General features: G+C 63.3%; 28 protein-coding genes. 12 read left to right on the plus strand and 16 right to left on the minus strand.

Features of this window, described 5'->3' with window-relative positions; all coding sequences use genetic code 11:
* Positions 1-84: 84 nt before the first annotated feature.
* From serC to rpsA, 5 genes are all read left to right on the plus strand, one after another.
* Positions 85-1,170 carry a 3-phosphoserine/phosphohydroxythreonine transaminase gene (serC, locus tag H1D44_RS08540; RefSeq protein WP_181514430.1) on the plus strand — a complete coding sequence of 362 codons (1,086 nt, stop codon included), beginning with the start codon at positions 85-87 and terminating at the stop codon, positions 1,168-1,170.
* Positions 1,171-1,172: 2 nt separating this feature from the next.
* Positions 1,173-2,264 (plus strand): prephenate dehydratase, encoded by a 1,092-nt coding sequence (gene pheA, locus H1D44_RS08545; protein ID WP_181514431.1) that lies wholly within the window; start codon positions 1,173-1,175, stop codon positions 2,262-2,264.
* A gap of 2 nt (positions 2,265-2,266) precedes the next feature.
* Positions 2,267-4,633, plus strand: coding sequence for a bifunctional prephenate dehydrogenase/3-phosphoshikimate 1-carboxyvinyltransferase (locus H1D44_RS08550; protein WP_238984523.1), 2,367 nt, complete (start codon positions 2,267-2,269; stop codon positions 4,631-4,633).
* Positions 4,630-5,319: a (d)CMP kinase gene (gene cmk / locus H1D44_RS08555; RefSeq protein ID WP_181514432.1), complete on the plus strand. Its 690-nt coding sequence runs from the start codon at positions 4,630-4,632 to the stop codon at positions 5,317-5,319. Before H1D44_RS08550 ends, cmk begins: the two co-directional genes overlap by 4 nt.
* 178 nt (positions 5,320-5,497) lie before the next feature.
* On the plus strand, positions 5,498-7,174 hold the full coding sequence (rpsA, locus tag H1D44_RS08560) for a 30S ribosomal protein S1 (RefSeq protein ID WP_181514433.1): 1,677 nt from the start codon (positions 5,498-5,500) through the stop codon (positions 7,172-7,174).
* A 273-nt stretch (positions 7,175-7,447) separates the two neighbouring features.
* Here the strand turns inward: rpsA and rimO are convergent, their stop codons facing one another.
* Positions 7,448-8,809, minus strand: coding sequence for a 30S ribosomal protein S12 methylthiotransferase RimO (rimO, locus tag H1D44_RS08565; protein ID WP_181514434.1), 1,362 nt, complete (start codon positions 8,807-8,809; stop codon positions 7,448-7,450).
* Positions 8,810-9,121: 312 nt separating this feature from the next.
* On the opposite strand from rimO, the gene H1D44_RS08570 reads away from it, so the two are divergent.
* The 3 genes from H1D44_RS08570 to H1D44_RS08580 all read left to right on the plus strand — a co-directional run bounded on the left by H1D44_RS08570 (position 9,122) and on the right by H1D44_RS08580 (position 10,615).
* Complete coding sequence (locus H1D44_RS08570; RefSeq protein WP_181514435.1) at positions 9,122-9,532, plus strand: SRPBCC family protein; 411 nt, start codon at positions 9,122-9,124, stop codon at positions 9,530-9,532.
* A 137-nt stretch (positions 9,533-9,669) separates the two neighbouring features.
* Positions 9,670-9,855, plus strand: a complete 186-nt coding sequence (locus H1D44_RS08575) for a hypothetical protein (protein ID WP_181514436.1) — start codon at positions 9,670-9,672, stop codon at positions 9,853-9,855.
* Between the two features lie 85 nt (positions 9,856-9,940).
* Complete coding sequence (locus H1D44_RS08580; RefSeq protein WP_181514437.1) at positions 9,941-10,615, plus strand: TVP38/TMEM64 family protein; 675 nt, start codon at positions 9,941-9,943, stop codon at positions 10,613-10,615.
* A gap of 1 nt (position 10,616) precedes the next feature.
* Here H1D44_RS08580 and H1D44_RS08585 read toward each other — a convergent pair whose 3' ends face one another.
* From H1D44_RS08585 to pilB, 10 genes are all read right to left on the minus strand, one after another.
* A complete protein-coding gene (locus H1D44_RS08585) occupies positions 10,617-11,399 on the minus strand; it encodes a universal stress protein (RefSeq protein ID WP_181514438.1) in 783 nt (260 codons plus the stop codon).
* Positions 11,389-13,818 (minus strand): Lon protease family protein, encoded by a 2,430-nt coding sequence (locus H1D44_RS08590; protein ID WP_238984524.1) that lies wholly within the window; start codon positions 13,816-13,818, stop codon positions 11,389-11,391. Before H1D44_RS08590 ends, H1D44_RS08585 begins: the two co-directional genes overlap by 11 nt.
* Before the next feature lie 111 nt (positions 13,819-13,929).
* Entirely contained in the window at positions 13,930-14,793 is an 864-nt protein-coding gene (locus tag H1D44_RS08595; protein ID WP_181514487.1) for a DNA replication terminus site-binding protein, read from the minus strand.
* A gap of 2 nt (positions 14,794-14,795) precedes the next feature.
* Positions 14,796-15,023, minus strand: coding sequence for a DNA gyrase inhibitor YacG (yacG, locus tag H1D44_RS08600; RefSeq protein WP_181514440.1), 228 nt, complete (start codon positions 15,021-15,023; stop codon positions 14,796-14,798).
* The gene (gene coaE / locus H1D44_RS08605; protein WP_181514441.1) at positions 15,020-15,622 is read right to left on the minus strand and encodes a dephospho-CoA kinase; all 603 of its coding nucleotides are present in this window, start codon (positions 15,620-15,622) and stop codon (positions 15,020-15,022) included. Before coaE ends, yacG begins: the two co-directional genes overlap by 4 nt.
* A gap of 17 nt (positions 15,623-15,639) precedes the next feature.
* Entirely contained in the window at positions 15,640-16,488 is an 849-nt protein-coding gene (locus tag H1D44_RS08610) for a prepilin peptidase (protein WP_275299097.1), read from the minus strand.
* 18 nt (positions 16,489-16,506) lie between these two features.
* Positions 16,507-16,932: a type VII toxin-antitoxin system HepT family RNase toxin gene (hepT, locus tag H1D44_RS08615; RefSeq protein ID WP_181514442.1), complete on the minus strand. Its 426-nt coding sequence runs from the start codon at positions 16,930-16,932 to the stop codon at positions 16,507-16,509.
* Complete coding sequence (locus tag H1D44_RS08620; protein ID WP_181514443.1) at positions 16,925-17,320, minus strand: nucleotidyltransferase domain-containing protein; 396 nt, start codon at positions 17,318-17,320, stop codon at positions 16,925-16,927. Before H1D44_RS08620 ends, hepT begins: the two co-directional genes overlap by 8 nt.
* Before the next feature lie 2 nt (positions 17,321-17,322).
* On the minus strand, positions 17,323-18,555 hold the full coding sequence (locus H1D44_RS08625; RefSeq protein WP_181514444.1) for a type II secretion system F family protein: 1,233 nt from the start codon (positions 18,553-18,555) through the stop codon (positions 17,323-17,325).
* A gap of 78 nt (positions 18,556-18,633) precedes the next feature.
* On the minus strand, positions 18,634-20,424 hold the full coding sequence (gene pilB, locus H1D44_RS08630) for a type IV-A pilus assembly ATPase PilB (RefSeq protein WP_181514445.1): 1,791 nt from the start codon (positions 20,422-20,424) through the stop codon (positions 18,634-18,636).
* A 402-nt stretch (positions 20,425-20,826) separates the two neighbouring features.
* Between pilB and H1D44_RS21175 the strand changes: the two genes are divergently transcribed.
* Entirely contained in the window at positions 20,827-21,216 is a 390-nt protein-coding gene (locus tag H1D44_RS21175) for a pilin (protein WP_275299098.1), read from the plus strand.
* Positions 21,217-21,708: 492 nt separating this feature from the next.
* Here the strand turns inward: H1D44_RS21175 and H1D44_RS08640 are convergent, their stop codons facing one another.
* From H1D44_RS08640 to H1D44_RS08655, 4 genes are all read right to left on the minus strand, one after another.
* Positions 21,709-22,101: a hypothetical protein gene (locus H1D44_RS08640; RefSeq protein WP_181514446.1), complete on the minus strand. Its 393-nt coding sequence runs from the start codon at positions 22,099-22,101 to the stop codon at positions 21,709-21,711.
* A gap of 123 nt (positions 22,102-22,224) precedes the next feature.
* The gene (locus tag H1D44_RS08645; protein ID WP_181514447.1) at positions 22,225-22,617 is read right to left on the minus strand and encodes a hypothetical protein; all 393 of its coding nucleotides are present in this window, start codon (positions 22,615-22,617) and stop codon (positions 22,225-22,227) included.
* Positions 22,618-22,627: 10 nt separating this feature from the next.
* Positions 22,628-23,014 carry a hypothetical protein gene (locus H1D44_RS08650; RefSeq protein WP_181514448.1) on the minus strand — a complete coding sequence of 129 codons (387 nt, stop codon included), beginning with the start codon at positions 23,012-23,014 and terminating at the stop codon, positions 22,628-22,630.
* On the minus strand, positions 23,004-24,254 hold the full coding sequence (locus tag H1D44_RS08655) for a hypothetical protein (RefSeq protein WP_181514449.1): 1,251 nt from the start codon (positions 24,252-24,254) through the stop codon (positions 23,004-23,006). Before H1D44_RS08655 ends, H1D44_RS08650 begins: the two co-directional genes overlap by 11 nt.
* Positions 24,255-24,549: 295 nt before the next feature.
* Here H1D44_RS08655 and H1D44_RS08660 point away from each other — a divergent pair, with 295 nt between their 5' ends.
* The 3 genes from H1D44_RS08660 (at position 24,550) to H1D44_RS08670 (ending at position 25,753) form a co-directional block, all read left to right on the plus strand.
* Entirely contained in the window at positions 24,550-25,077 is a 528-nt protein-coding gene (locus H1D44_RS08660; protein WP_181514450.1) for an anti-virulence regulator CigR family protein, read from the plus strand.
* 95 nt (positions 25,078-25,172) lie between these two features.
* On the plus strand, positions 25,173-25,475 hold the full coding sequence (locus tag H1D44_RS08665) for a type II toxin-antitoxin system RelE/ParE family toxin (RefSeq protein WP_181514451.1): 303 nt from the start codon (positions 25,173-25,175) through the stop codon (positions 25,473-25,475).
* Positions 25,472-25,753: an addiction module antidote protein gene (locus H1D44_RS08670; protein WP_181514452.1), complete on the plus strand. Its 282-nt coding sequence runs from the start codon at positions 25,472-25,474 to the stop codon at positions 25,751-25,753. The genes H1D44_RS08665 and H1D44_RS08670 overlap by 4 nt, the downstream gene beginning before the upstream one ends.
* An 86-nt stretch (positions 25,754-25,839) precedes the next feature.
* Here the strand turns inward: H1D44_RS08670 and H1D44_RS08675 are convergent, their stop codons facing one another.
* Positions 25,840-26,703, minus strand: a complete 864-nt coding sequence (locus H1D44_RS08675; protein WP_181514453.1) for a glycine betaine ABC transporter substrate-binding protein — start codon at positions 26,701-26,703, stop codon at positions 25,840-25,842.

Below are 26,703 nucleotides of genomic sequence, written 5' to 3' on the forward strand. Positions count from 1 at the left end.
CCATGGCAAAAAACCCTCGCTACGGCTTGTCCCCGGCGCTCATCTCGCCTGGCCACGATATGAGTTGAACGGAACCCCACGCTGATGACACGCCACCATAATTTCTGCGCCGGTCCCGCGGCGCTGCCCACGCCGGTACTGGAGCGGGCGCGGGATGAAATGCTCGACTACCAGGGGCGCGGTCTCTCGGTCATGGAGATGAGCCACCGCTCGCCGGAGTTCGTCGCCATCGCCGAACAGGCCGAGGCCGATCTGCGCGAGCTGCTCGCCGTCCCCGACAACTACCGGGTGCTGTTCCTGCAGGGCGGCGCCAGCCTGCAATTCTCCATGGTGCCAATGAACCTGCTGGGCAGGGGAGGCAGCGCCAACTTCCTCTATACCGGTATCTGGGGCAAGAAGGCCCGCGCCGAAGCCGAGCAACTGGGCTTCGGCGTGCATACGGCCGGCACCAGCGAGCCAAGCGGGCATAGCCAAGTGCCCAGCCAGGGTGATATCTCGCTCTCGGCGGATGCCGCCTACCTGCACTACACGGCCAACGAGACCATCGGCGGGCTGGAGTTCGACTACGTACCCGACGTCAACGTGCCGCTGGTGTGCGACTACTCCTCCAGTATCCTGGCCGAGCCGCTCGACGTGTCTCGCTTCGGGGTGATCTACGCCGGGGCGCAGAAGAATATCGGCCCGGCGGGCCTGACCCTGGTCCTGGTACGCGACGACCTGCTCGGCCAGCGCTGCGAGCGCACGCCCAGCCTGTTCGACTACCGGGCCATGGCCGAAGCGGGATCCATGGTCAATACGCCGCCCACCTACGCCTGGTATCTGGCAGGGCTGGTGTTCCAGTGGCTCAAGCATGACATCGGCGGCCTCGAGGCCATGGCCGTCATCAATGCGCGCAAGGCGGCCAAGCTCTATGCCGCCATCGACTCGAGCGGCCTCTACTCGAATCCCATTGCCGTGAACAACCGCTCGCGCATGAACGTGCCCTTCGTGCTCGCCGACGACCGCCTCGACAAGCCGTTCCTGGCCGAGGCCGAGGAAGCCGGCCTGCTCAATCTCAAGGGGCATCGCAGCGTTGGTGGCATGCGCGCGAGCCTCTACAACGCCGTACCCGAGGCGGCCGTCGATGCGCTGATCGACTTCATGGCCGACTTCGAGCAACGCAGGGGATAACCATGACCGACACCCCGAAGAACCTCGACTCGCTGCGCGAGCGTATCGACAGCATCGACAACGAGATCCTGCGCCTGATCAGTGCGCGGGCCGACTGTGCCAAGCAGGTCGCTGACGTCAAGACCCAGAGCGACCCCAGCGCCGTCTTCTATCGCCCCGAGCGCGAGGCCCAGGTACTGCGTCGCATCATGGAACTCAACCAGGGGCCGCTCAACAGCGAGGAGATGGCGCGGCTGTTCCGCGAGATCATGTCCGCCTGCCTGGCGCTGGAGCAGCCCACCAAGGTGGCCTACCTGGGCCCGGAGGGCACCTTCACCCAGCAAGCCGCGCTCAAGCACTTTGGCGAGAGTGCGGTGAGCATGCCCATGGCCGCCATCGACGAAGTCTTCCGCGAAGTGGAGGCGGGCGCGGTCAACTACGGCGTGGTGCCGGTGGAGAACTCCACCGAAGGCGTGGTCAGCCACACCCTGGATTCGTTCATGGACTCCTCGATCCGCATCTGCGGCGAGGTGGTGCTGCGCATCCACCACCACCTGCTGGTGGCCGATACCACCCTGCGCGACAAGGTCTCGCGGATCTACTCGCACCCGCAGTCGCTGGCCCAGTGCCGCAAGTGGCTCGACGCCCACTATCCCCGTGCCGAAAGGGTGCCGGTGTCGTCCAACGCCGAAGCGGCCAAGATGATCAAGGGCGAGTGGCACAGCGCCGCCATTGCCGGCGACATGGCCGCCAAGCTCTACGGCCTGGAGAAGATCGCCGAGAAGATCGAGGATCGTCCCGACAACTCCACGCGCTTCCTCATCATCGGTACCCAGCACGTGCCCATGTCCGGCGAGGACAAGACCTCCATCGTGGTGGCCATGCGCAACCAGCCGGGTGCACTGCATGACCTGCTCGAGCCGTTCCACCGGCACAGCATCGACCTGACCCGCCTGGAGACGCGGCCCTCGCGTACCGGGGTGTGGAACTACGTCTTCTTCATCGACTTCAAGGGTCATGTGGACGAGCCCAGGGTCGCCGCCGTGCTCGAAGAGGTGCGCCTGCGCGCATCCGAAGTGAAGGTGCTCGGCTCCTATCCCGTGGGCGTGCTGTAGGCGTGGTGGAGCGTACTCCCGCTCGAAGTGCTCTGCCGGCCGAACCGCGCATCCTCATCGTTGGGTTGGGGTTGATCGGCGGCTCGCTGGCCGCGGCCCTGCGTGAAGCGGGCTATGGAGGAGCATCCACCGGCGGCTTCGGGCCGGTTGAACCTGCCGGCGGCTTCGGGCCGGTTGAAATAGCCGCCTGCGACCCCGACCGCGACGAGATCGAGCGCGGCATCGAGATGGGCCTGATCGACGGCGGCGACACCCGGCTCGCGCCGTTGGTACCCGGCGCCACGCTGATCGTGCTGGCGGTGCCGGTGCTGGCCATGCGCAGCGTGATGGACGAACTGGCCCAGGCGCTGCCCATCGAGGCACTGGAAGGCGCAGCGCCGCGGGTCGTGATCACCGACGTGGGCAGCACCAAGGCCGCAGTGCGCGACTGCGCCCTGGCGGCCTTCGGCCGGCTGCCGGCGGGGCTGGTGCTGGGCCATCCCATCGCCGGCTCGGAGAAGAGCGGCGTGGCGGCATCGAACCCCCGGCTCTACGTCAATCACAAGGTGATCCTCACGCCGGGCATCGAGACTGCTAGCACGGCACTTTCACGGGTTCGCACCCTGTGGCGCGCCTGCGGCGCCGAGGTGCTGGAGATGGACGTGGAGCGCCATGACCAGGTCCTGGCGCGCACCAGTCATTTGCCGCACCTGCTCGCCTTCTCGCTGGTGGATACCCTGGCACGCCAGGACGAGCGGCTGGAGATCTTCCGCTACGCCGCCGGCGGCTTTCGCGACTTCACCCGCATCGCCGGCAGCGACCCGGTGATGTGGCGCGATATCTTCACCGCCAACCGTGACGCCGTGCTGGCCTCCCTCGACGACTTCGAAGCGGGGCTGGGGCGACTGCGCCGGGCGGTGGAAGCCGGCGACGGCGATGCTATGCTCTCCATCTTCGACCGTGCCAGCCATGCACGGCATTATTTCGACTCTCTCCTGAACCAGACCAGTTATCAGGCGGAATACCAGATGCAAGAACAAGGAAAGCTCACCTTCCGGGCCGCGCCCGGTGGCCGCGTGGCCGGACGCATTCGTGTGCCGGGCGACAAGTCGATTTCCCATCGCTCGATCATGCTGGGTGCACTGGCCGAGGGCGTGACCGAGGTCAAGGGCTTCCTCGAAGGTGAGGACAGCCTGGCCACCCTGCAGGCCTTCCGCGAGATGGGCGTGGCCATCGAGGGGCCGCATCAGGGGCGGGTCACCGTTCACGGGGTCGGCATGCACGGACTCAAGGCACCGGCCGGTCCGCTCTACGTAGGCAACGCCGGTACCGCCATGCGCTTGTTTGCCGGGCTGCTGGCAGGGCAGGCCTTCGACACTGAACTGATCGGCGATGCCTCGTTGACCAAGCGCCCCATGGGCCGGGTCGCCGACCCGCTGCGGCTGATGGGGGCGAAGATCGACACCGCCGAAGGCGGCCGCCCGCCGCTCAAGATCCATGGCGGCCAGCCGCTCGAGGGCATCGACTACGACATGCCCATGGCCAGCGCCCAGGTGAAGTCCTGCCTGCTTCTCGCCGGGCTCTACGCCAACGGCGAGACCCGCGTGCGCGAGCCCGCACCCACTCGCGACCACACCGAGCGCATGCTGGCCGGCTTCGGCTATGAGGTGCATCGCGAAGGCGACACCTGCTGGCTCAGCGGCGGCGGCAAGCTCACTGCCGCGCCCATCGACGTGCCCTCCGACATCTCCTCGGCCACCTTCTTCCTGGTGGCGGCGGCGATTACGCCGGGCTCCAACCTGATTCTCGAGCACGTGGGCATCAACCCCACCCGCATCGGCGTGATCAACATCCTCAAGCTGATGGGCGCCGACCTGCACCTGACCAACGAGCGTGAAGTAGGCGGCGAGCCGGTCGCCGACCTGCACATCCGCTACGCGCCGCTCAAGGGTATCGACATACCCGTCGACCAGGTGCCGCTGGCCATCGACGAGTTCCCGGCGCTGTTCATCGCCGCCGCCTGCGCCGAGGGCACCACTCGCCTGCGTGGCGCGGAGGAGCTCCGGGTCAAGGAGTCCGACCGCATCCAGGCCATGGCCGACGGCCTGGCCACCCTGGGCGTCGAGCATACCGTACGCGAGGACGGCATCGACATCGTCGGTGCCGGCGATCGTGAAGCCGTCTTCGGCGGCGGGCGCATCGACAGCCTGGGCGATCACCGCATTGCCATGTCCTTCGTCGTCGCCTCGCTGCGCGCTGGCGAGGAGATCGTCATCGACGACTGCGCCAATGTCGCCACCTCGTTTCCCGGTTTCACCGAGCTTGCCTGCACCGTGGGCCTGCGGGTCAGCGAAGAAGCCGAGAGCGAAGAGAGCGAGGCGGGCGCATGAGTCAAGCGGCCAAGGTGCTGACCCTCGACGGGCCCGGTGGTGCCGGCAAGGGCACCATCAGCCGCCTGGTTGCCGAACGCCTGGGCTGGCACCTGCTCGACAGCGGGGCGCTCTACCGTCTTACCGCGCTGGCAGCCCGGCGCCACGGCGTGGCGCTTGACGACGAGCCGGCGCTGGAGCGGCTTGCCGCCACCCTGGACGTCGAATTCCTGGCCGAGGCCGACGCCACGCGCATCCTGCTCGAAGGTGACGATGTCAGCCGTGAGATCCGCACCGAACAGGCGGGCGATGCCGCCTCCCGGGTGGCATCGCTCAACGGCGTGCGCCAGGCGCTGCTGCAGCGCCAGCGCGACTTCAGAACACCGCCTGGGCTGGTGGCCGACGGCCGCGACATGGGCACCGTGGTGTTTCCCGATGCCGAGCTGAAGGTGTTCCTCACGGCGAGCGCGGAAGAGCGTGCGCGCAGGCGCTACCTTCAGTTGCAGGAAGCAGGGGTGGATGCTAGTCTATCGAGTCTTTTGAAGGAAATTCAGGCACGCGATGCACGTGACATGCAGCGCAGCGTGGCCCCGCTCAAGCCGGCAGACGATGCCATTGAGCTCGATACCACGAGCCTGAGTATACCGGAAGTGGTGGAACGGTTGACGGAGTGGCTGGCCCAGCGCGGCCTCGCCCCCGAGACTTGATCTCCCTTGCGGCGCCCTCGAGCGGATGTCATGGCATGGTCGGGCACCAACATTCTTGCAAGTCCGGCCAGGTCCAACCAGCGCTAACATCCCCGGGGGTTTGGCAAATTAGGCCCGCACTCGCTGGTGGTGCGGAGAAGGCGGCAACGCCTCACACCGTTGATCACGTAGGAAAATCATGAGCGAAAGCTTTGCTGAACTGTTTGAACAGTCACTGCAGGACATCAACATGGAGCCGGGCGCCATCGTCACGGCTACCGTCGTCGACATCGAAGGTGACTGGGTCACCGTCCATGCCGGCCTGAAGTCTGAAGGACAGATTCCCGCGGCGCAGTTCCGCGACGATAGCGGCGAACTCACCATCGCCGTCGGCGACGAAGTCAGCGTCGCCCTGGAAGCCGTCGAGGACGGTTTCGGCGAGACCCGTCTGTCTCGCGAGAAGGCCAAGCGCGCCGAAGCCTGGAAGGTTCTGGAAGCGGCCTTCGAGAAGGAAGAGATCGTCAAGGGCGTGATCAACGGCAAGGTCAAGGGCGGTTTCACCGTCGACATCGACTCCATCCGTGCATTCCTCCCGGGTTCCCTGGTCGACGTGCGTCCGGTGCGCGACACCGCGCATCTCGAGCACAAGGAACTCGACTTCAAGGTCATCAAGCTCGACCCCAAGCGCAACAACGTGGTCGTTTCCCGCCGCGCCGTACTCGAAGCCGAGAACAGCGCCGAGCGTGAAGCCCTGCTCGCCACCCTGCAGGAAGGCCAGCAGATCATCGGTATCGTCAAGAACCTCACCGACTACGGCGCCTTCGTCGACCTGGGCGGCGTCGATGGCCTGCTGCACATTACCGACATGGCCTGGAAGCGCATCAAGCATCCGAGCGAGATCGTTGCCGTGGGCGACGAGATCAACGTCAAGGTGCTCAAGTTCGACCGCGAGCGCAACCGCGTCTCCCTGGGTCTGAAGCAGCTGGGCGAAGATCCGTGGGTCAACATCAAGGACCGCTACCCCGAGGGTACCGTGGTTCCGGCCCGCGTCACCAACCTCACCGACTACGGCTGCTTCGCCGAGCTGGAAGAGGGTGTCGAAGGCCTGGTTCACGTCTCCGAGATGGACTGGACCAACAAGAACATCCACCCGTCCAAGGTCGTCAACATCGGCGACGACGTGGATGTCATGATCCTCGACATCGACGAGGAGCGTCGTCGTATCTCCCTGGGTATCAAGCAGTGCACCCCGAACCCGTGGGAAACCTTCAACGCCCAGTACAACAAGGGCGACCGCGTTGCCGGTACCATCAAGTCGATCACCGACTTCGGTATCTTCATCGGTCTGGAAGGCGGCATCGACGGCCTGGTTCACCTCTCCGACCTCTCCTGGTCCGAGACTGGCGAAGAAGCCGTGCGTCGCTTCAAGAAGGGCGACGAAGCGGAAGCCGTCATTCTCTCCATCGACCCGGAGCGTGAGCGCATTTCGCTTGGCATCAAGCAGCTCGACTCCGACCCGGTGGCCGAGTACCTGGCCGTCAACGACAAGGGCTCCATCGTCTCCGGCCGCGTGGTCGAAGTCGATGCCAAGGAAGCCCACGTCGAGCTGGCCACTGACGTCGTCGCCGTGCTCAAGGCGTCCGAGATCAGCGCCGACCGCGTCGAAGACGCGCGCAACGTGCTGAGCGAAGGCGACACCGTCGAAGCCCGCATCGTCAACGTCGATCGCAAGAACCGCGCGATCAACCTGTCGATCAAGGCCAAGGACCAGGACGACACTCGTCAGAACCTGAAGAAGCTGCGCGAGCAGGAAGTCGAGAGCGGTGGCCCGACCACCATCGGCGACCTCATCAAGCAGCAGATGGGTCAGGACTGATCGTCCCCCTCGGGCTCCGCTAGCGGAGCCCGATGAGCCAAGGCTCAAACAAGAACGCCGCCCTTCGGGGCGGCGTTCTTGTTTAGCTGTATCAGTCAACCTAGAGGGAAGGCCTGGCAATGGCCAGGCTAGGGCTAGGCCCGTTCCCTACGGGCCAACGCATTTCCCACATCCATGTGGGTCACAAAAATTCGGCGCAGAAACGGAGTTTACAAGCTGTAAATGAGTATTCTAAGCCGAATTTTAACGACGCATGGCCGAAGACAGGACTTTCTATGCACTATAGAAGTCTAAGAACTTCACCGGTGTTTCTTCCTCGATCACCTCGGCCCAGAGATCGTACTCGTCGGCGTTGGTGACGCGGGCGCGTACCACGTCGCCGGGGCGCAGGGTGCGCTTGGCCTCCAGGAACACCATGCCGTCGATCTCGGGGGCATCGGCCTCGCTGCGGCCGATGGGTCCTTCCTCGTCGACTTCATCCACCAGCACCTCGATCTCGCGGCCGATCTTCTGCTCCAGACGGGCAGCGGAGATCAGCTGCTGGTGCGCCATGAAGCGCTCCCAGCGCTCCTGCTTCACTTCGTCCGGCACCGGCTCCAGGCCCAGCTCGTTGGCCGGCGCGCCCTCCACCGGTGAGTACTGGAAGCAGCCCACGCGGTCGAGCTGCGCTTCGCTCAGCCAGTCGAGCAGGTACTGGAAGTCCTCTTCCGTCTCGCCGGGGAAGCCGACGATGAACGTCGAGCGGATGGTCAGCTCGGGGCAGATCTCGCGCCAGCGCTTGATGCGGGCCAGAGTCTTGTCCTCGAAGGCGGGACGCTTCATCGCCTTGAGCACCCTGGGGCTGGCGTGCTGGAACGGAATGTCCAGGTAGGGCAGGATCTTGCCCTCGGCCATCAGCGGGATCAGCTCGTCGACGTGGGGGTAGGGGTAGACGTAGTGCAGCCGCACGCGAATGCCCAGCTCGGAGAGCGCCTCGCACAGCTCGGTGAGGCGAGTCTTGACCTCACGACCGCGCCACTCGCTCGGCGCATAGCGCAGGTCCACGCCGTAGGCGCTGGTGTCCTGGGAGATCACCAGCAGCTCCTTCACGCCGGCCTTGGCCAGGCCCTCGGCTTCACGCAGCACGTCGCCTACCGGGCGGCTCACGTGCTTGCCGCGCATGGAAGGAATGATGCAGAAGCTGCAGCTGTGATTGCAGCCTTCCGAGATCTTGAGGTAGGCATAGTGGCGCGGAGTGAGCTTCACGCCCTGGGCCGGCACCAGGTCGATGTGGGGATCGTGCTGGTGCAGGTGCGGCGCCGCCTCGTGCACGGCGCCCACCACCCGCTCGTACTGCTGGGGGCCGGTCACGGCCAGCACGCTGGGGTGGACGTCGCGGATCACGCTCTCGTCCACGCCCATGCAGCCGGTGACGATCACCTTGCCATTCTCGGCGAGGGCCTCGCCGATGGCGTCCAGCGACTCCGCCTTGGCGCTGTCGATGAAGCCGCAAGTATTGACCACCACCACATCGGCGTCGTCGTAGCTGGGCACGATCTCGTAGCCGTCGGTGCGCAGCTGGGTCAGGATACGCTCGGAATCCACCAGTGCCTTGGGGCAGCCTAGTGAGACGAAACCGACCTTGGGTGTGGACATGGACTACCTCAGTGGAAGAATGAAAATCAAATGCCTGCGCGAGCGAATCGCTGTGTTACTGCGGTGCTTATACCAGTCACATATACCCCATATGCTCCTGGTACTGCGCTCCTCGCGCCTAGCGCTTCATCTCGCTCGGCTATTTGTTCGTAACTATTGATCGACTAAGAAACTGTCGAATTTCTGAGCGCATCCGAGAATGCCTGTATCAACGGAGACTAGCTATTCCCGTTAGCCATCCTGATGCAGGATGGGTACCCTGCAGAGTGAAGGAGGGGTATTTTAGCGTCGTAAAGCAGCATAGGGAACCGCATGGCCACCATTGAACACAGTGCAATTCTCAAGGCTACGCCGGAACGGGTCTTCGCTCTGCTCAACCGGGTGGAGGACTTTGCCGACTACTCCGATCTGATCCAGCGCATCGAGCCGCTCGGCGGCGAGCGCTATCGCTGGTTCGTCCACGCCGTGGGGATGGACTGGACCTTCGACGTGGCAATTACCGAAAGCCGCGCGCCCGAGGTCCTGGCCTGGGAGTCGGTGGAAGGCGTCCACAACCAGGGATGCTACCGGCTGAGCCCGGTGGCGGAGGGCACTCAGGTCTCCCTTACCCTCACCTACACCTTGCGCAATCGCCTGGTCGAGAAGGCGGTGAACAAGGCCGCCAAGCCGCTGGTCAGCAAGGTAAGCCGGCAAATTCTCGAGCGGGTGGAAGAGCGGCTGTAGCGAACTGACGCAGGAATATAAAATAGCAGCCTAACTATCTATCTTTTCCCCACGACGAGGACTACACTCGATTCGACGGGGCTCGTCGCCCCTGCATGCCCTGGCTGTGCCTTGGCAGAGACATCGAGGATATCAAAGTGAGCGTAATCAAGGGATTCATGTGGTGCCTGGCGCTGCTGTTTGCCCAACTCGTCCTGCTGCGCTATGTGGACCTGCGTGTTGCCGCCATGCAGCGACTGCAAGATAGCCCGCTGCAGTCTGGTGAGGCATCGGTTGCCACCGATGTGGCCCCGGTCGAGAGGCAGGGCGAGCTCGACGCCTGATGCCGGATGGGGTCCGTCGCTGCCGGGAAGTGACCTGGCGCGATGAGCATGGCACCATTGGCGCAAATCCAATGGACACTCTTTGATGCCGAAAGACTTCTCGCTTCGCCGCCGCTGGCGCCTGGTGGCCGTGGGCGCCAGTGCGGCCATGGCTGCCTACCTTTGGGTGTGGCATTCGCCCGACCTCATGGCCGTCAAGCAGTGGGTCGAGCAGGCCTCCCACCACCCGCTGGTGGTCATCGCCGTGATCCTGACCATGGCCATCACCCTGGCGCTGGGGCTGCCCGGCAGCATCGGGCTGTGGCTCATCGCGCCCTTCTACCCGCCGCACATCGCCACGCCCATGCTGATTGTTGGCAGCGTCGGGGGCGCGCTGGGGGCCTACCAGCTGGCCTCTCTCTTCGGTGCGCGCTGGAACCCCCAGGGCCTGACTCGCAAGATCATGAAAATGCTCGCGGCGCGCAGCGACCTGCTGACCCAGTGTGCCCTGCGCGTGCTACCCGGCTTTCCCCACTCGGTGATCAACTACGCCGCGGGGCTGTGTCGGCTTCCGCTCTATACCTTCGTGGTTGCCGCGGTGCTCGGTCTCGGCATCAAGTGGGCAGTCTATGCCAGTGCCATCCATAGCGGGCTCAACGCCGTGTCGCGGGGCGACGACCCCATTTCCGCCGACCTCCTGCTGCCGCTGTTCGCCCTGGCCCTGCTGCTGCTCATCGGCGCCTGGATGAGGCGCAGGGTCGAGCAGGGCCGCGACTTCTGAGTTACGTCACCACCAGGATCGGTAGCGGTACCCTGGCCAACAGCTCCGGGTCCTCCTTGAGCAGCACGTCGAGCTCGCCACGTTGCAGCAGCAGTCCGCCGGCATCGGCACGGGCCAGCATGCGTTCCAGCTCACCGGCATGCTGCACGGGCAGGGGAGCGATACCGTCGAACAGGGCAGCCAGCCAATCGGCGATCACCGGCGTGCCCGTTGCCAGAGGGGTGGCACCTTCAGGGGGTGTTTCCAGCCAGCGCAGCGGGCCGCGGCGATAGGGATGGCGTTCGTCCCACAGCAGCACCGTGCAGGGGGCTTCCAGGATCAGCCGGCGGCTGGTGGAGCCAAGCCGGCTGCCCCAGCGCTCGCTCAGGCCGGTCTTGCCGAGCACCAGCACATCGCCGGGCTCGGCCATGGCCAGTGCCGTGGCGGCGACCTGACCGCGGCTCACCTCGAGCCGATGGCGCAGGCTGCGTCCGGCCACGGCGCCCGTCAGGGCCTGGTTCACCCGCTGCAGCTGCCGGGCGATACTGGCCTCCAGTGAGTCGTGCGTGAGTGGCCGGCTCAGGCCCGACTGGGCGCCAATCTCGCAGGAGAAGGGGAAGGCGGCGCACTTCAGCAGATCCAGGTCCTCCACGTAGAGGGCAACCAGCTCGGCATGTCGCTGGCTGGCCAGGTCCACCGCCGCGGCAAGCGCCGCCAGGCTATGCCGGGAAGCATCGAGCAGCGCCAGCACACGCGCTGCCTCGAGCGCCTGCTGCTCCTCGTGCAAGACATCGTCAGTCGTCATTGCCGGACTCCTCGTTGCCATCGTTGGCCGTTTCTCGGCTGTCGTTCCCCTTGCCCTTGTCGCTGCCCTGGGCTTTCTTGACCGCCTGATGGAAAGCCTCGAGTCGTTCCACGACCCGGGCATTGATGCTATCGGCAGGATAGTGGCCCTCTTCATCCCGCTCCCCGGGCGTCATGCCGGTCAGCAGTTGCAGGGCCTCGTCCAGGTGCTCGACGGCATAGACGTGAAAATCGCCGGCAGCGATCGCCTCGCGAACCTCGCGCTTGAGCATCAGGTGCTCCACGTTGGTGGCCGGCAGCAGCACGCCATGCCCCTTGACGCCGCCCCGCGCCTGACAGATATCGAAGAAGCCCTCGATCTTTTCGTTGACCCCGCCCACGGCTTGCACGCGGCCATGCTGATCGATGGAGCCTGTCACCGCCAGGCGCTGCTCGATACCCACCCGGGCAATCGCCGAGATCAGCGCGCATATTTCCGCCACCGAAGCGCTGTCACCCTCGATCCCGCCGTAGGACTGTTCGAAAGCCAGGCTGGCGGAGAGCGAAAGCGGCGTATCCGGCGCGTAGCGGTGAGCCAGGCAGCGCGACAGGATCATCACCGCCTTGGAGTGGAGGCGACCGCCCAGGCGAGCCTCGCGTTCGATGTCCACCACCTGGCCGGCGCCGGGCCTGGCGGTGGCGGTGATCCGTGCAGGCTGGCCAAAGGCATAGCCGCCCAGGCTCATGACCGAGAGGCCGTTGACCTGGCCCACCTGCTGGCCTTCGACCTGGATCGCGACGATGCCGCGGCGGATGGCATCGTGGCTGCGCTCATGAATCCGGCTGGCCCGCCACAGCTGCTGCGCCACCGCCTTCTCGACGTGCTGGCGCGAGATCACCTTGGCTCGCGCCTGGTCGGCCCAGTGATCCGCCTCCTCCAGCAGGTCGCTCAAGGCACGCTGGCGGGCGGTGAGCTTGCTCTGGTCATCGGCCAGGCGGCTGGCGCGCTCGATCACCGCCGCCACGCCGCTGCGATCCAGCGGTCGCAGCGAAGACTCCCGCGCCAGGGTCGCCACCATACGCGCATAGAGCGGCTGGTTGCCATGGTTGCGATCCAGGTCATCCTCGAGATCGGCCTGCACCTTGAACAGCTCGAGGAACTGGGGATCGTGCTCGCACAGCAGGTAATAGAACAGCCGCTCGCCGAGCAGCACCACCTTGAGATCCAGCGGAATCGGCTCGGGCTCCAGCGTGGTGGTGCTGATCAGGCCATAGGCCTGCTCCAGCGACTCGGTGCGGATCTCGCCGGCGCGCAACACCCGCTTCAGGGTCTCCCAGGCGCCTGGCTGCATGAGCAGGGCGCGCACGTCCAGCACCAGATAGCCACCGTTGGCCCGGTGCAGCCCGCCGGCGCGAATCAGCGAGAAATCGGTCACCAGGGTACCGTTGTGCACGTGGTGCTCGATGCGACCGACCAGATGCTGGTGGGTGGGCAGGTCGAGGTAGACCACCGGGGCCCCCTCGCAGCCGGTATTGTCGACGATCAGGTTGATGTGAAAGCGGCTGAAGATCGCCTCCGGCGGGATGCCGGGGTCGTCATCGATGAACGAATCCACGTGCAGCACCATCGCCTCACGGATCGCCTTGAGGTGCTTCTGGATGCCGTCGTGATCCTGGTAGCGCTCCTCCAGCTCGGCCAGCGGGGCATCGATGGCCGTCTGCAGCATCTCCTCGTTGAGGGTGTTGATCTGCTCGCGTAGCTGCTTGGCCAGGCGCGGCATCTGGCGAATGGCCTTGGTCAGCTTCTTCTGCAGGACCGCCACCGTTCCTTCGATGCGTTCACGGTCCTCCTGGTCGAGCTTCTCGAACTGCTCGGGCGACATCATCTTTTCGTCGGCGGTCGCAGGGGCGAACGTGAAGCCATTGGGGGTGGAGAGCAACAGGATGTCGTGCTCCTGCGCCTCGCGCCGAATCGCTTCCACCACATCGCGCTGGCGCTCGCCCATCGCCTGCTTCAGCTCGTGCACGCGGTTCTGGTACTCGTCGCCCTCGAATACCGCCGGAATCGCGCCGCGCAGCTCCTCGGCCAGCTGTTCGAGATCGGCACGCAATACCCGCCCCATGCCGGTCGGCAGCAGCAGGTGCAATGGTTGGGAGGAGTCATCGAAGTTGTAGCGGTAGGCGATATCCGGTGGCGTGGGCTCGTCGCGAGAACGCTCGGTGAGAAAGCGACCCACTAACTGGTGCTTGCCGTGGCCGGGGTGCCCCAGCACATAGAGGTTGAAGCCTTCGCTGCGCATGGCTGTGCCGAAATCCAGCGCATCGCGTGCGCGGTCGTGGCCACTGAGCATGTCCAGCGACTCCAGCTCGCTGGTGATCTCGAAATCGAAAGCATCCTCGGGGCAGGCGCGATAGACCTGGTCAACGTTCAGGGGCTTCACCAACCGTTCTCCTCATGAGTAAAGAGCGTGCTAATACAGTATGGAGGAGTCGCGTGCCTGCTGCATGATACAGATCAAGCGCAGGGGGCTGCCGGTGGGCGGGCGAAAAGCTCAGCGGTAGCGGTAGATACGCAGGCTGGGCAGGTAGGGATGCTCTTCCAGTTTCTCGTCGCTGCGCCGGGCGCGGGTGCGCTGCGGCGGCGGGGTGGCCGGCGGCAGGTTGTGGTCGGGCAGGCGCCCGCGTGGGGCAGGCACGAACAGCGGCAACGCCACGTTCATGGCGCGTCGGGTGCGGCCATCCTCGAGCGGCTCGCAGTAGAACAGGTTGGCACGCATCAGCGGTGCCTGGCTTTGCACCTGGGCTAGCGGCTCGCCGGAAGGCAGCGCGGCCAGCTTGCGTAACTGAATGCGCACGTGGGGCGCATCGCTGTCCAGGGTCAGCAGCTTCTTCTCCACCTCGCTCACCGTCAGGCGCTTGATCGAGCGGCCGCTCGAGTACCACGCCAGGCGCACCCGGGCCACCGGCGCTTCGGCCAGGGGAATGGCGCGCCAGCACTGCTTCAAGTGCAGCCGCGCCAGGCCGCTGCCACGCAGGTGGTCGTGCAACTGGGGATGGCGGAAGGGCAGCACCGCCTTGGCCTCGGCCAGCAGCGGCGGGTATTCGGTCTTGATCCGTGCCAGCCGCTCGGCAAATACGGCCTTGGCCGCATTCACCTCGGCGACCCGGCTCATGAGGCTGTCGTCGGCGGCAATCAGCCCCACATGGCTGCGGGTGGCGCGGCCGTCCTGGCCATCGGTATACCAGAAGTCGAGCAGGGCCCGGCGCAGCCATTCGCTGCTGGCCTCGGCCTGGAAGGCCCAGGCCTCGGCGGGCGAGGCCGCATAGGCCGCCAGCAGCGCCTCGGTGCGTTCGATCAGATCATCGAAGGCCGCCTCCAGCTCGGCGAGCAGGCGGTAGGTCGGCGCCGGCGCCAGGGTCACGGCCGAGGGTCTCGCTCGGCCTGGGCCAGCCACTCGTCGATGTTGGTTTCGTCGAGTGCCGGCTCCCCGGCAATGCGATGCGACTCGTCGGCCCAGGCGCCCAGGTCGATCAGCTTGCAGCGCTCGCTGCAGAAGGGGCGGTAGGGATTCTTCTCGCTCCACACCACTTTCTTCTGGCACTGCGGGCAGGCGACGGTCAGGGGGCGTTGGTTGTGTTGGCTCATGAAAGTCTCATCTCCCGATAGCGGCGGTCCAGTTCGGCCACCTGGGCGGCAAGGTCCTCTTCGCTACCGCTATTGTCGATCACATCGTCGGCGCGGGCCAGGCGCTCGCTACGCGGCATCTGGGCGGCGACGATGGCACGGGCCTGGGCATCGTCGACGTCGTCGCGGGCGGCGGTGCGCTCGATCTGCAGGCTCTCGGGTACGTCGATCACCAGGCAGCGGTCGGCCATCTCGCTCTGGCCCGATTCGAACAGCAGCGGCGAGACCAGCAGCACGTAGGGGGCGCCCTCGGCCTGCAGCCGCTCCAGGTGCGCGACGAGGCGCTGGCGAATGCGCGGGTGGGTCACCGACTCCAGCCAGCGGCGCTCGCTCTCGTCGGCGAACACGATCTCGCGCAAGGCGCGGCGGTTAAGGCCGCCGTCGGCCAGTAACACGCGCGGTCCGAAGCGCTCGGCAATCTCGGCCAGCGCCGGCTCGCCGGGCTCGACCACTTCACGCGCTACGTCGTCGGCGTCCACCCAAGGGATGCCGTGTGCCGCGAAGGCCCGCGCCACGGTGCTCTTGCCGGAGGCGATACCGCCAGTGACACCCACGATCACAATCACTCTCCCGCAGATTAGAACGTCCAGCCGATGTAGGCGGCCATCAGCGGCTCACCGACCAGCAGCGCAATCATGCCCGCGCTGGCGAGGAAGGGGCCAAAGGGCATCGGCATGCCGCGCAGGCGGGGCAAAGCGAGCTGCATGGCGATGCCGACGATGGCTCCCACGCCGGCAGAGAGGATCAGCACCATCGGCAGGTACTGCCAGCCCAGCCAGGCGCCCAGTGCCGCAAGAAGCTTGAAGTCACCGTAGCCCATGCCTTCCTTGCCGGTCACCAGCTTGAACAGCCAGTAGACGCTCCACAGTGCCAGGTAGCCCGCCATGGCCCCGATCACCGCACTGGATAGCATCAAAGGCTGGAACAGCAGCTGATAGAGCAGCCCGGCCCATAGCAAGGGCAGGGTGCCCACGTCGGGCAGCAGCTGGGTGCGCAGGTCGATGACCGCCAGCGCCAGGAGCGTGAGACAGGCGGCGTAGATGAACAGCGCCTGCCAGGTCGCGCCGAAGATCGCCAGGGCGGCCAGCGCCAGGCCGGCCCCTGCCATTTCCACTAGCGGATATTGCGGGCTGATGCGAGTCTCACAGGAAGCACAGCGGCCGCGACGCTTCAGCCAGCCGATGACCGGCAGGTTGTCATGCCAGGCAATGGGCGTTTCGCACTGGGGGCAGATCGAGCGCGGCACCAGCAGGTTGAAATGGGGCGATTCCTCTTCGGGCAGCTCCAGCGCCTCGCGGGCCTCGGCCCGCCAGCCCAGCATCAGCATCGCCGGCAGGCGCATGATCACCACATTGAGGAAGCTGCCCAGGCACAGGCCCAGCACGGCAACCAGCGGCCATAGAATCGCAGGGGGGAGATCAGGCAAAACGAATCCTTACTCTGTTCAAGTCTCGAGGGCGGCGATCGCTTGCCTGGCGAAGCTAACAAGGGGTTTGAAATGACCGGTTTGAATCACTTCCGCAACCACTTGTTCATCCACTTCCAGATAGTCATGTACCAGAACGTTTCGCAGACCAATAACCTTTCGCCACGGAACTTCATGACCGATCACGCCTCGCTCGATGAGCGTTTCGAAAGCGCCAAGCGCACTCTGGCTGACCTTGCCGGTTTCTCGCTTGGCCCAATGCTTAGCAACTCCAATGCAGCCTTCGATCAAGATCTGCAGTGTACGTTCGGCAGCATGCCGCTCTAGCCTCGTCCATGGACGACCCTTGGCGATCTGGTTCAGTGTGCCAATGTCCGTCTCGCATTCTTCTATATGCTGGCGAAGAGAGACTAAATAGGAGATGCCTGGTCTTGAATCACCCATAACGCCTCGCAAGATGTGAAAACTCGTCCTCCCAGCGGGACATGATGCGGGACTCCTGAGTCATTCTTACTTGCGGATGCTTATCGAGCAATAGATGCCCTTGTTCAAGAATGCTCCAGCCTAGAGGGATGGGGCAGATGCCGAGGTCCGCTACACTGAGTTTCTCCTCAGGCAGTCCTAGCGCTTCTTGCCAGTCAAGCGCAAGGAGCTCAGGCCGAAGCCTGCGCTCCAAGGGGGACTCCAGCCAATCAGTAAAGGCAACGGCGAGATCGTAGTCGCTCAGCAAACCATGGTCACCACGTGCGCGTGACCCGTATAGCCAAAGCGCTGCTATATCCTCTCGCTCCGTTGCGAGCGCGACCAAGCGCTCAAGCATGTCAGGCTGCATGTTCACAACACCGTTCCCAGCTCGAAAATCGGCAGGTACATGGAGACCACCAGGCCACCGACCAGCACGCCCAGCACCACGATGATCAGCGGCTCCAGCAGCGAGGTCAGGGCATCGACCTTGTTGTCGACCTCTTCCTCGTAATAGTCGGCCACGCGGTTGAGCATGGCGTCCAGCGAGCCGGACTCCTCGCCGATGCCCACCATCTGCACGGCAAGCGCCGGGAACAGTTCGGTCAGGCGCATGGCGAAGTGCAGCTGCTGGCCGGTAGCGACGTCTTCACGCACCTGCCGGGTGGCACGCTCGTAGACCAGGTTGCCGGTAGCGCCGGCGGCGATGTCCAGTGCCTCCACCATGGGCACCCCGGCGCCGTAGGTGGTGGCCAGGGTGCGGGAATAGCGCGCCACCGCCGACTTGTCGAAGATATCGCCCAGCACAGGCACCTTGAGCATGAAGGCATGCACCCGGTAGGCGAACGAAGGCGAACGCTTGATGCCCTGGCGCATCAGGTAGACGAAAGCGATCAGCCCGCCCAGGCCCCACAGCCAGTACTGCTGGGCGAACTCGGAAAGGGCGATGGTCATGCGGGTCATCGCCGGCAGCTCGGCGCCGAAGCCGTGGAACAGGCTCTCGAACTGGGGCACCACCTTGATCAACAGCAGCGCGGTCACGGCGACACCCACCAGGATCACCGCAATGGGATACCACAGCGCCTTCTTCACCCGGCCCTTGAGCGACTCCACCTTCTCCTTGTAGGTGGCGACACGGTCGAGCATGCGGTCCAGCGAGCCGGAGCTTTCACCGGCCTCCACCAGGTTGCAGAACAGGCTGTCGAAGTGATCGGGGTGGTTGCGCAGCGCCTGCGAGAAGCTCGAACCGGCCGCGACCTCGTTCATCATCTGCTGGACCACGGCGCTCATGGCGGGCTTGCGAATGCTCTCGGCCACCACCTGGAAGGCCTGCAGCACCGGCACCCCGGCGCGAATCATGGTAGCCATCTGGCGGGCGAAGAGCATCACGTCGCGGGGCTTGATCTTGCCCATGCCGCCACCCAGCCCACTCTTGCGCCGAACCCGCTTGACGATGATGTTCTGGTTGGCCAGTTCGCGTTCGACCTCGAACTTCTCGGCAGCCACGACCTCGCCGCTCACCAGCCTGCCGCCGGGCCCCTTGCCCGACCAGCGCCAGCGATAAAGCTTCAGCTTACGTGGCGCTCTCGCCGTTTTCGTTGCCATAGTTCCCCTGCTGTTCTCTCTGCGTCTCGCTCCCTGCTCTTATTATCATCGGCGCGAATGAGCGTGGCTTGAGGATTGTCAGTCTTTGGTGACGCGGTTCACTTCGGTCAGGCTGGTGACGCCCTGCATCACTTTCAACAGGCCGCTGCGGCGCAGGTCCGGGTGGCCTTCTTCACGAGCCAACTGATCGAAATCCATGGAGTTGCCGTTGCGCATGATCAGCTGGCTCATCTTGTTGCTGATCGGCACCACCTCGTAGATCCCCACACGCCCCTTGTAGCCGTGGGTGCAATGCTTGCAGCCTACCGCTTCGAAGACCGTAGCGCTATCGACTTCCTCTTCGGTGAAGCCTTCTCGCAGCAGTGCCTCGCGGGGGATCTCCGCCTCCTGCTTGCACTGCTTGCACAGCCGCCGTGCCAGGCGCTGGGCGATGATCAGGCTCACTGAGCTTGCGATGTTGAACGGCGGCACCCCCATGTTGGCCAGGCGGGTCAGGGTCTCCGCCGCGGAGTTGGTGTGCACCGTGGAGAGCACCAGGTGGCCGGTCTGTGCCGCCTTCACCGCAATTTCGGCAGTTTCCAGGTCGCGGATCTCGCCCACCATCACCACGTCGGGATCCTGGCGCAGGAAGGCGCGCAGGGCGCTGGCGAAATCCAGCCCGATCTTGGGCAGCACGTTGACCTGGTTCACCCCCGGCACCTTGATCTCCACCGGATCCTCGGCGGTACAGATATTGCGCTGCACCTCGTTGAGAATGTTCAGGCCGGTATAGAGGGTGACCGTCTTGCCGCTGCCGGTCGGGCCGGTGACCAGGATCATGCCCTGGGGATGATCGAGCACGCCCTCATACAGCGTGCGCTGCTGCGGGGTGAAGCCCAGCGCATCGATGCCGATCTGCGCCGAGGTCGGGTCGAGAATCCGCAGCACGATCTTCTCGCCGTACACCGTGGGCAACGAGTTGACGCGAAAGTCGATCGAGCGGGTCCGGGAGACCTTGAGCTTGATCGCACCATCCTGCGGCAGACGGCGTTCGGAGATGTCCAGCCGCGACATCACCTTCAGGCGCGCGGCAATGCGCGAGCGCATGGCGAAGGGCGGTCGTGCCGCCTCCATCAGCATGCCATCCACGCGCATGCGTACCCGGTAGCTGGTCTCGTAGGGCTCGAAGTGGATGTCCGACGCGTTGCGGCGAATGGCGTCGAGCAGGATCTTGTTGACGAACTTGACGATGGGCGCGTCGTCGGCCCCGGCGGAGGCATCCGGGCCGGCCTCCTCGGTGATGTCGACGCCATCCTCGAACTCGAGCTCACTGACCGCATCGTCCACCCCGGCCAGCGCATCCATCATGCTGGTGTCGTTCTGGGCCAGGTAGGCCTCCAGCACCGGCATCAGCTGGTCCACCGGGCACAGCACCGCCTCGATGCTCAGGCCGGTGGCAAACTGCAGCTCGTCGAGCTGGGCCAGGGTGGAAGGGTAAGGCACCGCTACCGTCAGGCGATGGTTGCGCCGTACCAGCGGCACCACGCACAGCTTGCGCAGCAGCTTGTCGGGGTACTCGGTGGCCGGGGGCAGGCTGGCCAGTCGCATCGCATCGAGATCGACCAGCGGCAGGCCATACTCCCAGGCGGCGCAAAGCGTGGCCTGGCGGGCGGTGACCAGGCCGGCCTCGATCACGTGCTGCAGCAGGCTGACATCGGCCTCACGTGCCTCGTGCTCGGCCCGCTCGGCGGCGGCGCGGGAAAGTAGCCCGTACTCCACCAGGCGCCGGGTGAAACCCCGTAGCCCCTCCAGGTTGGGTGCGGGCTGCGGCTGGGACTCCTGGCCCGCAGGCGCAGAAGAAGCTGTTGGCAGGGTGCGGTAGTCGTTCATGGCGCCTCAGGCGTTAGGCCCACGTGGGGCATGAGCGTAAGGTATACCGCATTCTAGCCCGTTGACCTGAGACATCCCACCACGATGGCGATTCTCATGCTCGCTGGTATTAACGCTATGATGGATTATGATGAGAATATCCTAATGCCTACGTAGGTAGCGCTTGCGGGCCAAGGTATTTGTAAATTAATGTTAGGAAGACGAGACCCGTAAGGGCTTGGAAAGCATGCTGGATCAGGCATTTGTGGCACAAGGCTTGAGCCAGGCAGTAAGGGGGAGGGGGTGTCCGATGCAGGCACGCCCCAATGAGGCAAGCGCGGCCGCTGTGGCCGCAGTGTAACCGCCCAAGGCTGCCTAACAGCAGCCGCAAGGGCAGCAGAGCAGGGGACGATGGCGATGAGCATGAAAGAACTGATGCAGAAGAAGGCTTCGGCCAAGCGTGGGCAGGGCGGCTTCACCCTGATCGAACTGCTGATCGTGGTGGCGATCATTGGTATTCTGGCGGCGATTGCGATTCCGCAGTATCAAGGTTATTTGGATCGGTCGCAAAACGCCGCCTGTTTGGCTGATGCTCGTGCCTTGGCGGTAGGGGTCGCGGCCAGTAGGGCAGCAGGTGATGATCCAGTAGATGGCATTGATGATGTACTTCCAGATTACAGTAATGCTACATGCGGTCTGTCTATTGGAGCTGATGAAATTACTTACAACCTGGCAGGCACTGCAGAAGGTGAAGACGGCACTGGTACTGTTCGTATTGGGATTTCAGGTGATGCAGTAGTAGAAGAAGGTTAATCTAGTTAATTAAATTTAGTATTTTAGGCCGGCAGCATTGTCGGCCTTTTTTATTACCGCGCTATCAATAGGCAAATCTTTCTTTGATCTAGCCTTCCACAACGTCCTGGCTTTCCTCGACCTACTATTTGGCACTTTCGTATGGATCGGCGCCGTCATCTGCATGACTTCGCCCATCTTCTCGGACGTCCACTCGAAGGCATTCAGGTTGTATTTATATGAACTATGGTTCACACACGCGGTCATGGAGAGTATCGCTGAAACGGAAGCTCTGCGATCTGGCTCGCCAAACTGCGGAATTATAACATCACCAAGAGCCGAAAATGGGATGTTGTTGATCACTTGGCTCCGAAGAGGAAATGGCTCTCTATCTCGAGGCCTGCCTTGAAGAAGGCGATCCTGCTCTGGTGGCTGCGATGAAGTGACACCCCCCAGAGCTGCACAGGCTATAGTGCAGCCATCGGAAGAATGAAATGATTATAGGACGATGCCCTATTGGCGAAGAATCAAAAAAATCCCTCCCAGCGCGGTGATGCCGATGCCTATCAAAAACCATGAGCCGTATAGCCAAACGAGCAGTTGGATCAGTCGTGTGGGCGGTTTGCTGGCCTCGATTTGATCAAGTTCGTGGCCGTATCGCTTTCTCATCCGCTTTGTGTTGGAGAGCATCAGCACCAAGCCATAGTGCGCCATGCGTCCCAAGGAGAAAGGCAGACCCTTGAGAGCCAGGCGTTCACCTCCCAAGCGGCCTACGCCGAAATAACGATCTGCTTCATCTATTTTAAAGAGTGCCAGAATCGCGGCCGGAATAAGTAAAGTTAAATTGAGGGCCATGCCGAGGGCAATGAGAATGGCCAGAATGGTTTCGATCTGATACTGCACCATGATTGTTCTCCATATCGGTCCAGCCCTATATTCTTGAGAGAAGCGCTTAGCCAAAGATGTCTAATTTATCTCTAGCCTTTCCTCCTGAGGCGGTGTGATCAGGATGTGGAAAGCCCCCCCAATTCAGTAGAATAGATACAGAGCGCCGCCCAGCAGCATGAATGCAAGGGTAAACAGTATCCATGAGCTGTAAAGCCAGACGAGCAGATGAACAAAGCGCCGAGGTGGGGCATTTTTAGCGATCTGGTTTAGCTCACTCGCATAGCGCCGCTTTACGAACTGAGTTTTGGAAAACAGCATCAGTAAACCATATTCGGTCATTCTTCCCAGGGAAAACGGCAGGCCTTTTAAGATCAGGCGTTCTCCACCGAAGCGGCCGACGCCAAAGTGGCGGTCGGCTTCCACGATTTTGAATAGTGAGATAATCGCTGCTGGTACAAGCAGGGCTACTCCAAGGAGCAAGCAAAAGGCGCCAGCGAATATTATGAAGGTTTCAAGGTGGTAGAGCCTTGCCATAAGAAAGGGCTCAGCTCATGGCAAGCAAAAGGCTGCCGAAAAGAAAGGTGGCGACTCCCAGAAGAAACCAGGTTCCGTATAGCCATATCAGCAGGCGCGTCAGATTTTTAGGTGGAGAGCTGGCGGCAATTTTCTCAAGTTCAGTTGCGTATCGTTTCTGAATAAAGCTGGTATTAGAGAACATTAGTACTAAGCCATACTGTGCCATGCGGCCTAGAGAAAAAGGTAGCCCTTTGAGGGCTAGGCGTTCCCCGCCTAGTCGGCCGACGCCAAAATAGCGGTCGGCCTCGATGATTTTGAAAAGTGAAATGATGGCTGCAGGAATCATCAAGACGCAAGCTGCCAACATACAGGCCGCCCCTATCGCGGCTATCGTAAACTCAATGTTAGTCGGCACCTGAGGCATCCTCTTCTTCTGCTGCCCATCCATATACTCCTGAGTGGAGCACATCTCCAAATTGCTTTCCAAGGCCACCCATTACGGATTCGCCGGCAACGGCACCTCCAGCACTGCCGATGATGCTACATGCAATTCGGCCATGAGGGAGACCTGCCACCGACAAGCATATACGAGAGCTTGGCGTCGTCATGACTGTGCCAAGCGCAGCTCCACCTCCACTCCCCATCGATCGGCCTGCCAATCCCCCATACTCCACGAACTGTGCCCTTCGGCATTCCATCTCGCGTCCATCGCGGCAGGCCTGATTAATGCTCGTCTGGGTGGCTGCGATATCCAGGCCGATGCCGACAGCCGCACCGAGGCTCATCAGCCTGTCGACTACCGTTACCTTGGCAATGGTTTCAGAAATTGTCGGAATGCCAAAGGGGCCGGCATTTCTTGCCGTGCGGTACTCGTGCAACTGCTGGCGGGCTTCGACCTGGATCCTGTCTTTCAGCGCTGGGTGGCGGGGCAGGCGCAGGGGTTCGTTGACCCAGTGGTTCATTGCCAGGGAGAGGCGCTGGAATAGTCGTGCCCGCTCGGCATGAAAGCGCTCCCGGGTCATCGGATTCGATGGATCCAGTACCTGGCGATAGAGTTCATCGATCCGCTGCAGAGCCTGCGTGGTTTCACGCATCAGACGGCTTCCTGCGGCGGAGAGTGTGCCAAGGAGGCTCGCGCTATCTGCAGCCATGCCATTCGAGCCACTGCGTTCGCCCGTCACGGCAATGTCCTGCAGCGGTTGCCAATAGTCGACCATGAATTGGCGTTGTTCGGGTGAGAGCTGCTGGAGTGTGGTGTAGACCTTCTGCGCCTCCTCCAACAGGAACTGCTCTTCGGCGGTGCAGAGAGTTTCGTATGGGTCGGCGAGCACGACCATTTCTCCGGGGAGGATATAGCCGCCCAGGTGCGGGTTGAGCCGCTCGAACATCGCCTCTGTCGCCGCCGTCAGGCTATAGGGGAAGAGTCTGCGCTTGATTTCTTCGCGCGTGCCGGGGCGGCGTACGATATGAAAGCCCGGCTCGGCGATAGCGCGGTCGGGGATGGGAGGTTCGGGCCGACGAACCGGCTCAGGCACTGGTTGCCAGGCCGTAGCGGCTTTCGTGGTACGACTTGAAGCCGGGTAGACGGTACGCTGAGAATTCCATTGCCGGTGGTGTTCCCAGAAGTCGAGCCCGTCTTCCTTCTCCTCGTACATGCCTGCCATCCATGAGCCGTTCAACGAACCGTCACTGTAACGGCAGGGTATCGAGCGCAACAGAGCTCAGCTGGCATTTCCGAATCTTCTTACAGCCGGGGTAGGTCGTGGATTACAAAAATCCCGTTTTACTGCCTGGCGCTGGCCTGTGGGCCGGCATTCCTGCTCATTCATCGGCATGGCTTGCCGCATCCGCTTGGACAGCTACTTGAGGATCCTGAATGGCGTCACATTGCACACTCCCTGCGCATTCCTCGCATAGGCTGAAGGTAAGCCCAGCAGAAGGAGGCGGCTCATGAAGTTGGCTCAGCGATGTGTGATCCAGTGTGCGGCCGCGGTGGTACTCGCCATGGCTGCCTTCGCCAGTGCCCAGGCTCAGCCGGCCAATCCGCCGGGGCAAGAGCAGGCCCAGGGGCAAGGCCAGGGCCAGCAGGCAGCGCCAGGGCGGCAGGGGCGTGGTCCGGGGGGTGAGCCCGGGCGCATCCAGCGTGAAGGCGAGCAGCAGGCCAGAGAAGGCCGCGGACAGCTGCGTGATACTCAGGGTCCGCGCATCGATGAACGCGAGGTGCGCCGGCTGCTGGTGGAGCGCCGCGACTGGGTCGAGATCGACCAGAGCCGCGACAACCTGCCGCCCGGTATTCGCATGAACCTGGAGCGGGGCAAGCCGCTGCCGCCGGGCATCGCCAAGCAGCTCGATGAGCGTATTCTACGGGATCTGCCGCGCTACGACGGCTATGAGTGGCGCCGTGTCGGTCCGGATGTGATTCTGGTGGAGGCCGCCAACGCCATCATCTACGAGATATTGCGGGATATCTTCTACTGAGCAAGACGCTCGGCCGGCACATCACAGCCACCCCTGGCGTTGATGGCTGGTCAATTGCTTGCTTTTTTTGTGAACTGTGGTTAACAATTGCTGTCATGAAGAGTATCGCCCAGACAGAAACCTATGCCGTCTGGTTCGACAAGCTGCGGGACCAGCGAGCGAAGGCCAAAATCCTGGCCAGGATACGCCGAGTTGAGCTCGGCAACTTTGGCGACTGCGAGGCGGTAGGCGAGGGCGTATCAGAGTTGCGTATACACTATGGTCCCGGCTATCGGGTGTATTTTGTGCAGCGAGGATTCGAGTTGGTGATTCTCCTGGCTGGCGGCAACAAAGGCAGCCAGGCCAAAGATATCGATATCGCGAAGCAGCTTGCACGCGAGTTGAAGGAGGTGCCATGAGCTCTCTACAGAAATGGGATGTTATCGATCATTTGGGTTCCGAGGAGGAGATGGCGCTCTACCTTGAAGCCTGCCTTGAGGAGAACGATCCTGCGCTGGTGGCTGCCGCCTTGGGTGATATCGCTCGCGCTCGCGGTATGGCGCAACTGGCCCGTGACACGGGGCTGACGCGTGAGGGCCTGTACAAGGCGCTTTCCGCCGATGGCAACCCCAGCTTTGCCACGATTATGAAAGTCATGAACGCGCTGGGCTTCAAGCTTCACGCCGAAGCATCCTGACCGAGTGGCTCCCATAAAGTAAAACGCCTTGGCACATGCTGTGCCAAGGCGTTTGTCATGGGTACGTGCGGGATGACGTAGCCAAATCAGCCGTTGATCCAGCCTTCCACGACGTCCTGGTTCTCTTCGACCCACTGCTGGGCGCTTTCGTACGGGTCGGCACCCTCTTCCTGGTTCATCAGCATGACTTCACCCATCTGCTCGGGCGTCCATTCGAAGGCGTCCAGGATGGCGTAGGCTTCGGGCATGTCGTCGGCCAGGCCTTGGCGCACCACGGTGTGGATCTGCTCGGCGCCGCCATAGACCTCTTCCGGGTCTTCCAGGTACTTGAGATCCCAGCGGGCGAACATCCAGTGCGGCGTCCAGCTGGTGACGACGATGTCCTCCTCGTTGGAGATGGCATTGGACAGGGCGGCGACCATGGTAGCGTCGCTGCCGCTGCGCAGGCGCAGGTCGAGGCCGTAGGTGTCGATGACGTCCTCGGTCAGGCCCATCAGGCCGGCACCCGGGTCGATACCGATGATCTCGCCGTTGAAGGCGTCGGCATGGTCGTTGAGATCGGCGATGCTGTCGACGTCGGTGTAGGCCGGCACCACCAGGCCCAGCTTGGTGCCGTCCAGATTGACGCCGAGGTCCTCGACCTGATCTCCAACCCGCTCCATGTATTCCGCATGGGTGGTCGGCAGCCAGGCGGCAACGATGGCATCGGCATCGCCGGTGGCCACGGCCTGCCACATGGCGGCGGCGGAAAGGGCGGTCATGTTGACCTCGAAGCCGGCCTGCTCGAGCGCGGCACGCACCACATTGGTGGAGGCGACTTCAGATGACCACTCAACGTAGGCCAGGTGCACGGTGCCCTTGTCCTGGGCCTGTGCTGCACCGGCGATCAGGCCGGCGCCGGCCATCAGGGCCAGTCCGGCAATACGGATATTTCGCGGTTTGGTAAGCAT

This window comes from Billgrantia kenyensis, from assembly GCF_013697085.1.
Classification (GTDB): Bacteria; Pseudomonadota; Gammaproteobacteria; order Pseudomonadales; family Halomonadaceae; genus Halomonas; species Halomonas kenyensis.

Bases quoted from the DNA above. Each gene is read 5' to 3' on its own strand.
- H1D44_RS08640 (WP_181514446.1), bottom strand. From the start codon at position 22,101: ATGGTGCAGTATCAGATCGAAACCATTCTGGCCATTCTCATTGCCCTC.
- H1D44_RS08585 (WP_181514438.1), bottom strand. From the start codon at position 11,399: ATGACGACTGACGATGTCTTGCACGAGGAGCAGCAGGCGCTCGAGGCA.
- H1D44_RS21175 (WP_275299098.1), top strand. From the start codon at position 20,827: ATGAAAGAACTGATGCAGAAGAAGGCTTCGGCCAAGCGTGGGCAGGGC.
- H1D44_RS08580 (WP_181514437.1), top strand. From the start codon at position 9,941: ATGCCGAAAGACTTCTCGCTTCGCCGCCGCTGGCGCCTGGTGGCCGTG.
- H1D44_RS08655 (WP_181514449.1), bottom strand. From the start codon at position 24,254: ATGTACGAGGAGAAGGAAGACGGGCTCGACTTCTGGGAACACCACCGG.
- pilB (WP_181514445.1), bottom strand. From the start codon at position 20,424: ATGAACGACTACCGCACCCTGCCAACAGCTTCTTCTGCGCCTGCGGGC.
- cmk (WP_181514432.1), top strand. From the start codon at position 4,630: ATGAGTCAAGCGGCCAAGGTGCTGACCCTCGACGGGCCCGGTGGTGCC.
- H1D44_RS08660 (WP_181514450.1), top strand. From the start codon at position 24,550: ATGAAGTTGGCTCAGCGATGTGTGATCCAGTGTGCGGCCGCGGTGGTA.
- yacG (WP_181514440.1), bottom strand. From the start codon at position 15,023: ATGAGCCAACACAACCAACGCCCCCTGACCGTCGCCTGCCCGCAGTGC.
- H1D44_RS08665 (WP_181514451.1), top strand. From the start codon at position 25,173: ATGAAGAGTATCGCCCAGACAGAAACCTATGCCGTCTGGTTCGACAAG.
- H1D44_RS08620 (WP_181514443.1), bottom strand. From the start codon at position 17,320: ATGCAGCCTGACATGCTTGAGCGCTTGGTCGCGCTCGCAACGGAGCGA.
- serC (WP_181514430.1), top strand. From the start codon at position 85: ATGACACGCCACCATAATTTCTGCGCCGGTCCCGCGGCGCTGCCCACG.
- H1D44_RS08570 (WP_181514435.1), top strand. From the start codon at position 9,122: ATGGCCACCATTGAACACAGTGCAATTCTCAAGGCTACGCCGGAACGG.
- rimO (WP_181514434.1), bottom strand. From the start codon at position 8,809: ATGTCCACACCCAAGGTCGGTTTCGTCTCACTAGGCTGCCCCAAGGCA.
- hepT (WP_181514442.1), bottom strand. From the start codon at position 16,932: ATGGGTGATTCAAGACCAGGCATCTCCTATTTAGTCTCTCTTCGCCAG.
- H1D44_RS08625 (WP_181514444.1), bottom strand. From the start codon at position 18,555: ATGGCAACGAAAACGGCGAGAGCGCCACGTAAGCTGAAGCTTTATCGC.
- H1D44_RS08670 (WP_181514452.1), top strand. From the start codon at position 25,472: ATGAGCTCTCTACAGAAATGGGATGTTATCGATCATTTGGGTTCCGAG.
- H1D44_RS08675 (WP_181514453.1), bottom strand. From the start codon at position 26,703: ATGCTTACCAAACCGCGAAATATCCGTATTGCCGGACTGGCCCTGATG.
- rpsA (WP_181514433.1), top strand. From the start codon at position 5,498: ATGAGCGAAAGCTTTGCTGAACTGTTTGAACAGTCACTGCAGGACATC.
- pheA (WP_181514431.1), top strand. From the start codon at position 1,173: ATGACCGACACCCCGAAGAACCTCGACTCGCTGCGCGAGCGTATCGAC.
- H1D44_RS08645 (WP_181514447.1), bottom strand. From the start codon at position 22,617: ATGGCAAGGCTCTACCACCTTGAAACCTTCATAATATTCGCTGGCGCC.